Annotated in this window: 11 protein-coding genes; 5 read left to right on the top strand and 6 right to left on the bottom strand. The window is 64.2% G+C overall.

All coding sequences use genetic code 11. The annotated features are described in order from the left end of the window. The first annotated feature begins 3 nt into the window (after positions 1–3). A complete protein-coding gene (locus LB564_RS12995; protein ID WP_140705614.1) occupies positions 4–849 on the top strand; it encodes a phosphogluconate dehydrogenase C-terminal domain-containing protein in 846 nt (281 codons plus the stop codon). A gap of 54 nt (positions 850–903) precedes the next feature. Then, positions 904–1,701 carry a sugar phosphate isomerase/epimerase family protein gene (locus LB564_RS12990; protein ID WP_224538160.1) on the top strand — a complete coding sequence of 266 codons (798 nt, stop codon included), beginning with the start codon at positions 904–906 and terminating at the stop codon, positions 1,699–1,701. Positions 1,702–1,712: 11 nt separating this feature from the next. Here LB564_RS12990 and mtnA read toward each other — a convergent pair whose 3' ends face one another. Both mtnA and mtnK read right to left on the bottom strand, forming a co-directional pair. Next, the gene (gene mtnA, locus LB564_RS12985) at positions 1,713–2,807 is read right to left on the bottom strand and encodes an S-methyl-5-thioribose-1-phosphate isomerase (protein WP_224538157.1); all 1,095 of its coding nucleotides are present in this window, start codon (positions 2,805–2,807) and stop codon (positions 1,713–1,715) included. Beyond that, a complete protein-coding gene (gene mtnK, locus LB564_RS12980) occupies positions 2,804–4,078 on the bottom strand; it encodes an S-methyl-5-thioribose kinase (RefSeq protein ID WP_224538154.1) in 1,275 nt (424 codons plus the stop codon). The genes mtnA and mtnK overlap by 4 nt, the downstream gene beginning before the upstream one ends. A gap of 137 nt (positions 4,079–4,215) precedes the next feature. Between mtnK and LB564_RS12975 the strand changes: the two genes are divergently transcribed. From LB564_RS12975 to LB564_RS12965, 3 genes are all read left to right on the top strand, one after another. Next, complete coding sequence (locus tag LB564_RS12975; RefSeq protein ID WP_224538153.1) at positions 4,216–5,727, top strand: sugar ABC transporter ATP-binding protein; 1,512 nt, start codon at positions 4,216–4,218, stop codon at positions 5,725–5,727. 81 nt (positions 5,728–5,808) lie between these two features. After that, complete coding sequence (locus LB564_RS12970) at positions 5,809–6,804, top strand: ABC transporter permease (protein WP_224538151.1); 996 nt, start codon at positions 5,809–5,811, stop codon at positions 6,802–6,804. 48 nt (positions 6,805–6,852) lie between these two features. After that, positions 6,853–7,905 (top strand): substrate-binding domain-containing protein, encoded by a 1,053-nt coding sequence (locus LB564_RS12965; protein ID WP_224538148.1) that lies wholly within the window; start codon positions 6,853–6,855, stop codon positions 7,903–7,905. Positions 7,906–7,975: 70 nt separating this feature from the next. Here the strand turns inward: LB564_RS12965 and LB564_RS12960 are convergent, their stop codons facing one another. The 4 genes from LB564_RS12960 to LB564_RS12945 all read right to left on the bottom strand — a co-directional run bounded on the left by LB564_RS12960 (position 7,976) and on the right by LB564_RS12945 (position 11,727). Continuing rightward, the gene (locus LB564_RS12960) at positions 7,976–8,251 is read right to left on the bottom strand and encodes a type II toxin-antitoxin system RelE/ParE family toxin (RefSeq protein WP_224559173.1); all 276 of its coding nucleotides are present in this window, start codon (positions 8,249–8,251) and stop codon (positions 7,976–7,978) included. After that, positions 8,252–8,527: a type II toxin-antitoxin system ParD family antitoxin gene (locus LB564_RS12955; protein WP_140705629.1), complete on the bottom strand. Its 276-nt coding sequence runs from the start codon at positions 8,525–8,527 to the stop codon at positions 8,252–8,254. Positions 8,528–8,622: 95 nt separating this feature from the next. Then, positions 8,623–10,677, bottom strand: coding sequence for a bifunctional aldolase/short-chain dehydrogenase (locus LB564_RS12950; RefSeq protein WP_224538146.1), 2,055 nt, complete (start codon positions 10,675–10,677; stop codon positions 8,623–8,625). 84 nt (positions 10,678–10,761) lie between these two features. Then, positions 10,762–11,727, bottom strand: a complete 966-nt coding sequence (locus LB564_RS12945; protein ID WP_224538144.1) for a sugar-binding transcriptional regulator — start codon at positions 11,725–11,727, stop codon at positions 10,762–10,764. Positions 11,728–11,758: the final 31 nt, after the last annotated feature.

Here is an 11,758-nt window from a genome sequence, read left to right as displayed (position 1 = left end):
AAAATGACGATATCCGTGGCCGTGCTGGGAGCCGGCGGAAAGATGGGCTTCCGCGTCACTGGCAAGCTGATCGGGGCGGGCTATGACGTCCGTGCCGTCGAGGTCGGCGAGCCGGGCCGCAAGCGTTTGGCTGAGGCCGGCATCGCCGCCGTCGCCATGGAGGAGGGCATCCCCGGCGCCAGGGTCGTGGTGATGGCCCTGCCGGACAACATCATCGGCCAGGTCACGCGGCAAATCTCGCCGATGCTGGCCAAGGGCACCATGATCCTCGTTCTGGATGCCGCCGCACCCTATGCCGGCGACCTGCCGAAGGACCGGCCGGATCTCACCTATTTCGTCGGCCATCCCTGCCATCCGCCCTTGTTCGGCGACGAAACGGAATGGGCCGCGCGTCGCGATTATCATGGCGGCATCGCCAGGCAGTCGATCGTCTGCGCCCTGATGCAGGGCCCTGAGGAGCACTACGCGCTTGGCGAGGAGGTGTGCAAGGCGATGTGGTCGCCGATCATCGACAGCCATCGCGTCACGGTCGAGCAGTTGGCGATCCTGGAACCGGGCCTGTCCGAAATGATCGCCATGCCTTTCGTCGACACCATGGTCGAGGCGGTCGAGGAGTGCGAGCGCGAATACGGCATTCCCAGGCAAGCCGCGCTCGATTTCCTGATCGGCCATTTGAACGTCGAGATCGCCATGTGGTTCGGCTTCTCGCCGAAAGTGCCGTCGGATGCTGCGCTGCGCCTGATGCGGTTCGCCAAGGGCGTCGTGGTCCGTGACGATTGGCGCGAGGCGCTCTCGCCGGCCAAGGTCAAGGAAGCCTCCGAATTGATCGTCTACGGCAAGGGGGCCTGAGCCCTGCCTTCGCGCATCCTGTCGGTATCGACCGCGCTCTTCGACGGCTATTCCATGGACCTGGCCGTCGAGGAGATTGCGGCGGCGGGTGCGGCCCATGTCGAGCCGGCCTTCATCCGCGGCTATGTCGATTTCGATGAGGGCATGTTTGCCGAGGCGAATGGCCTCAAGCTGCGCCGGACGGCGCAAAATGCGGGGCTTGGCATCAATGCCGTGTCGGCCCATCTCGACCTGTCGGGGCCCGATGCCATCGAGGCCTTGTCCCGACGCATCGGCTTTGCCGCCGGTCTCGGCGCATCCTTCCTGATTACCAACGCCGGCCCGGCGGTGAACCGGGCTGCTATCCGCGCGACGATCGAGGCCGTTCTGCCGAGGCTGGAACAGGCCGATATTGTTCTGGCGCTCGAGAATCCTGGACATGGCAGCGGCGATCTGCTCGGCAGCGCGCGATCCGGGGCTGGCTTCGTCAGGGAAATCGGATCGCGGCACGTCCGCATGAACCACGACGCCGGCAACATTTTCACCTACAGCGGCGAGACGATGCAGCCGGCAGAAGACATCGCCGATGCCATCGACATGGTCGGCCATGCGCATCTGAAAGATGTCGTCAGCAGCGGGGCGGGATGGGCGTTCTGCGCCATCGGCGACGGCTCTGTCGACTATGCATCCTACTGGGCGATGCTGCCCGCCGCGCTGCCGGTCAGCGTCGAACTGCCCTTGCGACTGGAGCGCCCGGGGCGCCGCGCACCCCAGCGGCGCGACACGCCCGTCGACATCGCCACCATTCGGAGCACCTTGCGGCGCTCGCTGGATTTTGTGAACGCGCTGGAGGTCCCGAACGTCGAGCCGTGAGCTCGGTCCGCTTATCCCCGCTCGGGGAACATCGCCTTCAACCCCTCGCGCGATGCCTTGGCGACGCCGCGCTCGGTGATCAGCCCGGTAACCAGCCGCGCCGGCGTCACGTCGAAGGCGGGGTTCTTTGCCGGCGTCGCTTCGGGCGACACACGCACCTGGGCGATCTCGCCTGTGGCGGTCTTGCCCCAGACCAGCGACACCTCGTCGCCGGAGCGTTCCTCGATCGGAATTTCGGCAAGGCCGTCGCCCACCGTCCAGTCGATGGTTGGCGAGGGCAGCGCCACATAGAACGGCACGTCATTGTCGGCGGCTGCGAGCGCCTTGAGATAGGTGCCGATCTTGTTGCAGACATCGCCATCGGCCGTCGTGCGGTCGGTGCCGACGATGACCATGTCTATCGCGCCATGCTGCATCAGATGGCCGCCGGCATTGTCGACGATCAGCGTATGCGGCACGCCGTGGCCGGCCATTTCCCAGGCGGTGAGCTGGGCACCCTGGTTGCGCGGGCGTGTCTCATCGACATAGACATGAACCGGAATGCCGGCTTCGACGGCGAGATAGATCGGCGACGTGGCCGTGCCGTAGTCGACCGTCGCCAGCCAGCCGGCATTGCAGTGGGTCAGGATATTGACCGTCTCGCCCGGCTGTTTGCGCGCCGCGATCTGCTTGATGATTTCAAGGCCGTTCTCGCCAATGGCGCGGTTCAGCCCGACGTCCTCGTTGGCGATTTCACTGGCGCGCTTATAGGCGGCCGCGGCGCGTTGTGCCGTTGGCAGCGGCTTGAGGAAACGCCGCATCTCGTCCAGCGCCCAGCGCAGGTTGATAGCCGTCGGCCGCGTCTCGTGCAGCGTTTCCCAGACGTCGTTGAGAGCTGCATCGGAAGGATCGACCGCCATCTGCATAGCGACGCCATAGGCCGCGGTGACGCCGATCAGCGGCGCGCCGCGCACCCACATGTCGCGGATCGCGGTGGCGATGGCGGCGACCGTGCCGAGCTTCTCGATGCGGAACTCATGCGGCAGCCAGCGCTGGTCGATGATCTCGATCGAGCGCCCGTCGTCGCTCAGCCAGATGGTCCGGTAGTGGCGGTCACCGACGTTCAAATGCTGCTCTCCTGTTCGATCAGCGCGGCCAGGTTGTTGACCTCGTCGATGCTGTGAATCTGGCGCCGGTTGACGGCGATTTGACGGCCGAATTTCAGTGCCTTCGCCTCGCAAGTGGCGCGCACATCTTCATCGGCAATGGCTTCGAAGTCGGCATTGTGGGCGAGGCCAAGGATGCGCCTATGCACTTCGATGCCGGCAAATCCGAGCAGATCGTCCCAGATCTGGTGCAGCACATTGTCGAGCGCCTGCTCGGACCCCAGCCTGTCGCCCTGATCCTCGAACAGGCTCTTTTGATAGAGCATGCCGTCCCGCTCGGTGCGCCACATCAGCGAGAACTCGGCGCGAAACACGGCCCAGGTTTCGGCCGTGACGCCGAGCAGATAGGCGCGCATGGCGTCGCGCTTGCCGTTCTGCTCATGACCGCGCTGCGAGAAGAACGACATCCAGAAATTGGCAAGCAGCATGCCGACGTCGAACGCCATCGGGCCGTAGAAGGCGAACTCCGGATCGATCATCCGGGTCTCTGTATCGGTGACCATGATCGAGCCCGAATGTAGGTCGCCATGCAGCAGCGTCTCCGCGTTCGCGGCGAAGATATGCTTCAGCCGCTGCGCCTCCACCTTGAGGTCGCGGTCGGCGCGCAGTTCGGCGACCAGGCCGTCGAGTTGCGGCGATGTGTGCCGGTTCAGCTTGGCATCGAAATAGGGATCGGAAAAAACCAGGTTCTCGGTAATGTCGCAGAGTTCGACATTGTCGGCGAACAACGCCAGATCGGTTTTGCGCTCCCGAGCCACCATTGAAAGGTCCGAGCCGCGGAACAGCGTGCGGGCCATGAACAGGCCGATATCCCTGGCGATGTTGGGCAGCTGCCGGCCCTCGATCAGCGCCCGCCGCAGGATGATGTGCGGCGGCGCCAGATACTCCATGATGATCAGCGCCTGGCCTTCGTCGAAATGATAGATCGCCGGTACCGAGCCGGGCGCTCTGCGCTCCTGCCGGGTCAGCGCGTGGTATTCGAAGAAAGAGCGCTTCAGCGGCAGGGGCCAGCTGTCGCCGACGAGGCGGACATAGGGCAGGGCCTGCTTGACTATGGCGCCGCCACTGGCGCCTTCGACGATGAACACCAGGTTCAGATTGCCGTCCCCGACTTCGCGGACTTTCCAGGCGCTCGCGTCCTTGCCGATCTTCGCGCACAACGCCTCGTTCGTGCCGAGACGCGTTGCGAGCGTCTCCACCGACAATGCTTCGAACGGCAATTTTCCAGTCATCCTCGTCCCTCCCGCCTGTGTGCTCCGATCATAGGGGAGCCTTGGCGGCGGGTCCAAGCTAGGAAGCTGTCTGGCAATTGTCAATCGTGTTGACAATTGCCGATATTGACCATAGCGTCGGCGTTAGGGAGGAATGCATGGTCGGCAATGCCGTGTTCCGCGTAGAGGGACTGAGGAAATCCTTTGGCCGCAACGAGGTGCTTGGCGGCATCGCGCTGGACCTCCATGCCGGTGAAGTGACCGTGCTGATGGGCGCCAACGGCGCCGGCAAATCCACCCTGGTCAAGATCGTCAGCGGCGTCTACGAGCGTGGCGGCGGCACCATGACCCTGGCGGGTGCGGAGTTCGCGCCGAACACGCCGGCGGAAGCGATCCGCGCAGGCGTCGTCACCGTGCACCAGAACATCAATGACGGTGTTGTCGCCGACCTTGATGTCGCCACCAATCTCACTCTGGACAGGCTGAGCGGCCGTGGCGCGCCGACCCTGTTCAATCCTGCCCGCGTGCGCCGCGAGGCCAAGGCGGTCGCCGACCGCATGGGACTGGCCATCGATCTCAAGGCGCGCGTCAGCGATCTGTCGCTGGCTGACCGCCAGATGGTGGCGATTGCGCGTGCGCTCGCCCACCAGCCGAAAGTGCTGATCCTCGACGAGCCGACCTCCTCGCTCTCCAGTGCCGAGGCGGAGCGGCTGTTCGCGCTGGTCGACCGGCTGCGCGAGCAAGGCGTGGCGATCCTCTACATCTCGCACCGTATGTCGGACATCAGGCGGCTCGCCGACCGCATCGTCTCGATGCGCGACGGTGTCGTCTCGGGCGCCTTCGACACCAAGCCGCTCGACTATGAAGGCGCGGTCAACGCCATGCTCGGCCGCAAGATCCATCTCGACCAGATCGTCGCCAGGAGTTCGGCCAGGGCGGTCCTGAGCGTCGAAGGGCTGCGCATCGCCCAGGGCGCCAAGCCGATTTCGCTGACGCTTGGCGATGGCGAAGTCGTCGCCATCACCGGTCTCGTCGGTGTCGGCAAGACTGCTCTTGCCGAAACGCTGTTTGGTGTGCGCCGACCGCTCGATGGCGCCATGACGATGAACGGCAAGCCCTACGCGCCGCGCTCGGCGGGCGACGCGATCGCCGCCGGCGTGTTCCTCGTCGCCAAGGATCGCGCCACCAGCGGCATCATCGGTGGCTTCAACATCGAGCGCAATGTCAGCCTGCCTTTCCTGAAGCGTATGTCGAATTTCAGCGTGCTCAAGCGCCGCCTCGAACGCGCCACCGCGCGCCGGCAGATCGAGCAACTCGGCATCGTCTGCCGCTCGGAGAAGGACGAGATGTCGGCGCTATCAGGCGGCAACCAGCAGAAGGTGATGGTCGCCCGCTGGATGGCCCAGGATGCCGCGCTGTTCATCCTCGACGAGCCGTTCCAGGGCGTCGACATTTCGGCAAGGCGCGACATCGCAGCCAAGCTGAGGGCAAGCGCCAATGGCCGCGCCACGCTTTTGTTCGTCACCGAACTCGACGAGGCGCTGGAGACGGCCGACCGCATCCTGGTGATGTCGGAGCACACGATCGTCGGCGAACACCGCAATGCCGATGTCGACCTCGACCGCCTGTTGGCCGAGGTCGCCGGCGGACCGCTGCACGACGCTGCCTGAGCGTGGCGGTGAATGGAATTGGAATGGAGAGACAATGGCTTCGAGTTGGGTAAAAACGGCAGCGGCGCTGGAGTGCGCTGAATGACGCTGCGCGACTATGCCATACGCTATGGGTTCATCGTGCTGCTGTTCGGATTGGTCGCCTATTTCGCGATCGCCGCCGACGGGTTCGTCTCGCCGCAAAGTGCCGTCTTCATCTTCCAGTCGGTCGCCATCACCGGCGTGCTGGCGCTCGGCGTCACCGCCACGCTGGTGGTCGGCGGCTTCGACCTGTCGATCGGCTCGGTCGCGACCTCGGCCATGATGGCGGCGGCCTATGTCATGGTGGTGCTCGAGCAGAACGCTCTCGTCGCGGTCATCGCCTGTCTCTTGATCGGCGCTCTTGTCGGCCTGATCAATGGCTGGCTGATCGTCTACATGCGCGTGCCCGATCTCCTGGCGACGCTCGGCATGATGTTCCTGCTGGTCGGCCTGCAGCGTATCCCGACCGAGGGCCGCTCGATCGCCACCGGCATGACCATGCCCGATGGTTCGGTCGCCCACGGCAAGTTCTCCGACGCCTTCCTGGCGCTTGGTCGCCACCGCTTCGACTTCTTCATCCCGAACCTCATTCCGGTGTCGGTGGTCGTGCTTCTGGTGCTGGCGCTGCTGATCTGGTTCTTCCTCGAATACACGCGCTTCGGGCGCATGATGTATGCCGTCGGCTCCAATGAGCGCGCCGCCGAACTCGCCGGCGCGCCTGTCAAGGCATACAAGATCTGGGCGTACGTTATTTCAGGCGTTTTTGCCTCGATCGGCGGCATTTTGCTCGCTGCCCGGCTTGGACGCGGCGACATCGCCTCGGGTAATAATCTGCTGCTCGATGCGGTCGCCGCGGCGCTGATCGGCTACGCGGTGCTTGGCGCCGCCAAGCCGAACGCCTTCGGCACCGCCGTCGGCGCGCTGTTCGTCGGCATCTTGCTGCAGGGCCTGACGATGATGAACGCGCCCTACTACACGCAGGATTTCGTCAAGGGCGTGGTTCTGGTCGTCGCCCTTGTCTTCACCTTTGCCCTTTCGGGCAGGGGCAGGGGCTAGCATTCGGCCGGATTGGTTTTGGGCTCAACAAAAGTGGAGGAAAACAAGGTGAACATCACAAGACGACTTCTGGGGAAAGTGGCGCTCGGGCTGGCCGGCGCAACCATGCTGATGCAAGTCCCGGCGTTGGCCGCCGACAAGCCGGCGCCGTTCGACAAGCCCGGCGTCAAGATCGCGCTGGTGCGTTATCTTTCGACCGGCGACTTCTTCCAGGCCTATCTGTCGGGAGTCGAGGCGCAGTCGAAGGCGCTCGGCATCGACCTGCGCGTGCTCGACAGCCGCCAGGACGCCGCCCTCCAGTCCGACATGGTCGACCAGGCCATCGCGCTTGGCGTGCAGGGCATCATCATCCAGCACGGCCTGACGGAATCGATGAAGGATGCCGCCCAGCGCGCTGTCGATGCCGGCATCAAGGTGGTGGCTTTCGACGTCAACGTCGAAAACCCGAAAATCCCGCAGATCGAACAGTCGGACAAGGATCTGGCGCGGCTCGCCCTCGAGCAGGCGGTGAAGGACAATGGCGAAAGCTGGAACGCCGGCTATGTCTATGTCGCCGGCATCGCGCCGCTCGACCGCCGCAACGAGACCTGGGTCGACGTGAAGAAGAAATATGCCGGCATCAAGGAAGCCGCGATGTTCGGCACGCTCGACAATCCGATCGCCAATTCGGTCGCCAATCAGGCGCGCTCTGTGCTGTCGGCGCACCCCGACATCAACGTGATGTTCGCGCCCTATGACGAATTCGCCAAGGGCGTGAAGATCGCCGTCGACGAAGCCGGCCTGAACAAGAAGATCAAGATCTATTCGGCCGACATATCGACTTCAGACATCGCTGCCATGCGCGAGCCCGACAGCGCCTGGGCGGCGACCGCCGCCACCAACCCGGCCGTCGTCGGCCAGGTCTCGGTGCGCGCTCTGGCGCAACTGCTCGCCGGTGAAGATCCCGGCCACAACGTCATCGTGCCGCCGACGCTGATCACGCAGAAAGAGCTGATCGACAAGGACATCAAGAACATGGAAGACCTGTCTGTCAAGCTGCCGCAGTTCGCCCATGCCGATGTCGCAATGCCCGCCTGGATGCCGAACCCGAACGCGAAGTAAGCGCGGCTCCAATAGGAAGCAAAAGGGCGGCCACGAGCCGCCCTTTTTGCTTAACGCGCAGCCTTTCCGGTTACAGCCAGTGTTCCGGATCGCGCATCCCGTGGACAATCGCCACGGCCAGGATGCCATCTGTCTGCGGTTCATAGATGACGATATAGCGGCCCTCGATGAGCACGCGGGCGGTCACGCTCAACTCGGGCCGGGCGGTTCCCATCCTGGGATGCTCTGCCGCCAGTTCTAGTTTGTCGAAGATGCGTATCAGCAGCTTGTCCGCTGCCTTTTCATTGTCGATTGCAATTGTGTTCCAGATGTCCCGCAGATCCTGCGAAGCGGAGTAAGCCGGTATCTAGCCACGGGCGCGGCGTTCTGCCTTCAGGCTGCGCAAGAATTCAGCCGGTTCGACATCCACCGGCTTGCCGCTGGCCATGCCGTCGGCATAGGCACGTTTCAACTGATCGAGTTCAAGGACACGCAGCTCTTCGCGCTGCTCCCACAGGCGCAAGGCTTCGCGAACAACCTCGCTGTTGGAGGCGTATCCGCCAGCGTCAACGGCCCTCTGCAGGCGGGCGGCCTGCTGAGGCGTGAGCGATATGGTCAAGGTGCGCATCGGTTCGGTTTTCATCCCAGCCTTATAACACGCCCCACAAAAGCTAACATCTTTGTTAGGACCTCATTACCCCCTGCCACGTGCAGGGGTAGTGAGCGGCAACGTTTTGCCTAACGCAGCGCCGCGGCGATGTTGCCGCCGTCGACCGTCGTCACATCGGCGGTGGTGCGATCGGCCAGCGCGTGATGCAGGAAGGCCTGCGCCACATCCTGGGCCGTCACTTCCTGGCCGAGCAGATTGCCGGACATGTATTCCTTCTCCGATACGCCGCGCGCGCCGGAGCGGCTGGCGATCATGGCGTCGGTCAAGAGGCCGGAGCGAATGCGGTCGGCGTTGACGGCGTTGGAGCGGATGCCATGGGCGCCGTAGTCGAGCGCGTATTGCCTCGACAGGAACAGCGTCGCCGCTTTCGGTATGCCATAGGCACCGAATTTCGGGCCTGGATTGACCGCCTGTTTGGAGGTGTTGAACAGGAGAGCGCCGCCCGTTCCCTGTTCCAGCATGATGCGCACCGCGTTCTGCGCCGCCGACTGGTGGGCGAAGAAATTGAGCTCGAAGCTCTTGCGCAGCAGCGCATCGTCAAGTTCGCCGATGCGGCCTTCCCAGGCAGCGCCCGCATTGGACACCAAAATGTCGACGCCGCCGAACACGGCGACCGATCTGTCGAAGGCGGCGCGCACCTGCGCCGGGTCGGTGATGTCTGCCCCGACACCGATCGAATTGTTGCCGGCCTTCTTGGCGGCATCGGCGGCCTTTTCGGCGTCGAGATCGACGACCACCGCATGCGCGCCATTGTCGGCGAACAGTTTCGCGGTCGCCGCACCAATCGCGCCGGCGCCGCCGGTGATCAGCACGACATGGCCGGTGAGCGGCTTCGGCTTGTTGGAGGCGAGCTTGGCCTGTTCCAGCGACCAGTATTCGAGCGGGAACAGGTCCGCCTTGGAGAGCGGATGGAAACGCCCGACGGCCTCTGCGCCGCGCACCGCCTCGATCCACATCTCGCCGACATCCGACGCGATCCTGGCATCCTTCAGCGTGCGGCCATGGCCGAACATGCCGAGCCCCGGAACCAGCGTCAGCCGCGGCATCGGATCGAGCATGATGCGCTTGACGTCGTCGCGCGCGTCATTGGTCTCGAAATAGGCGCGGTAATCGCCGGCGAAGGCGTCGACATGGCTCTTGATGACGGCCTTGTAGTCGCCGGCCTTGTCGGCATCGGGCGCCGGCACGGCCATCGGTCCGGTCTTGATGCGGATCGACAGGTCCGGCGTCGACACGCCACGCCCGGCATAGTCGGCGATATCAGCCGAATTGATGAAATCGACGATCGCGTCCGAGGTCCGGAAATCGCTGATCATGCGGTCGAAGCGGCCTTCGCCGCGTGGCGCCGCGACAGCGCCGCGCAGCATGGGCGCGATAGAAGCCGGCGTCGCCAGCCTTGCCGGCAATGCTGCCTTGGCCTGCCGCGGCTTGGCGTGCCTGGCCACATAGTCTTCCGCCACGTTCACATAGTGGATCATCCGGTCATAGGCCTGCTTGGCATCGTCGCCGAAGGTGAAGATGCCGTGCTTGTCGAGGATCAAGCCTTCCACCTTAGGGTCGGCGTCGAAGACGTCGGCCGCCGCCTTGGCGAGATCGAAGCCCGGCATGATGTAGGGCACATAGCCCATCTTCGTCCCGAACACCTTTGCCACCAGCGGCTTGCTGTCTTCCTGGTCGACAATGGCCAGGATAGCGGTCGAGTGGGTGTGGTCGATGAATTTGTGCGGCAGGAAGGCATGCAGCAGCGTCTCGACCGAAGGGTTGGGCGAGGCGGGGTCGATCAGGTTTGCCCGCTGCAGGGCAACCATGTCCTCGTCGGAAAGCCTGTCCAGCTTGCGTGCCTTGAGCAGGGCGCCCATCTTGACCGCCGGCAGGCCCTGCGGCTCGATGATGGCCATGTCCCAGCCGCTGCCCTTGACGCACAGCACGTCCCACTCGTCGCCGACCAGGTCGGTCGCCTTGATCTTGCAGGAAGTGTTGCCGCCGCCATGCAGGACCAACTGTGGCACGCCGCCCAGAAGCCGTGTCGTGTAGACGCGCAAGGCGAGGTCGCGGCCGATACCTTTCTTCGCATAGTCGGCAACGAGTTTTTCGGCCGCGTCGTCGTTCCACAGGTTGTTCATGTTCGCTTCGTCCAGTTGCTGTCTTTAGGTGGTGAAACAGGAATGCCGCGACGCCTTGATGACAATGCGTCGGCAAAGGGTTTTTCAGGATGCCTTTTCTGCTGACGCTCCGGCATGATCGAGCAGCCGCTGCGCCATATGCGCGCCGACCACCAGATGCGTGCAGAGGCCGCCGGCGATCGCCGCGAGCAGCGGCTCGAATTTGCTGTCTTCCTGCACGACCATCAGCCGCTTTTCGATGACGCGCAGCGAGGCGAGCCCCGCGGAAATGACCCGCCGGTTGTAGCTACAATCCAGCAATTCGCCATCGGCGTCGATGATCTGCCCGGCGATGACGCCGGCGGCACCCTCCTTGCGCAATGCCGCCATCTCGGCCGCCGTCAGCGCGCCGCACTTCACCAGATGGCTGTCGGCATCGACCGCGCCGATGGAGTAGAGCGCAAGGTCGCAGTCGCTGATCCCGGCAAGCTGGTCGCGGATCACCGGCTCGGCGCGCAGGCCTTGCGCCAGTTCCTCGGTCGACAGCACCAGGGGCGCGTAGAAGTTGAGGCCCTTGGCATTGAGCCGGCGCGCGATTTCCATCGTGCACTGGTCGGGCCGGTAGGAGTAGGGCGCGCCGAGATTGCCGCAGAGCTGAACCACGGTGACGTCCTGCAGGTCGGCATAGGACATGATGTCGGCGATGGTGTAGACGGTACGGCCCCAGGCGACGCCGATGCGGTCGCCTTTCCCGACGAGTTCCAGGAAAACGCTTGCCGCCAGCACCGCGATATCGGTCGACGGGTCGGCGAGATAGGCGTTTTCAGGCGCGATCCAGACGGCGTCGAGCTTCAGGGCGTCTTCCAGCCTGCGCGCCATGACGTCGTCGGTGAAGAGCTGCGTCGAGGTCGAGATGTTGACGATGCCTGTCTCGCGCGCCTTGCGCAGATACATGGCGACCGAGGCGCGCGAAATATTGAGCTGATTGGCCACTTCGTCCTGGCGAAGCCCATGGGCATAGTAAAGCCAGGCCGCCTTGTGAATGAGCTGTTCTGCCGGTCGGATCGCCATGCCGCCTCCTCGGCTGACAATAGTCACGGCT

This window comes from Mesorhizobium sp. ES1-6 (genome assembly GCF_020164775.1).
GTDB lineage: Bacteria > Pseudomonadota > Alphaproteobacteria > Rhizobiales > Rhizobiaceae > Mesorhizobium.
The sequence above is the reverse complement of the archived record's forward strand: the minus strand, read 5'-3'. Positions and strand labels throughout refer to the sequence as shown.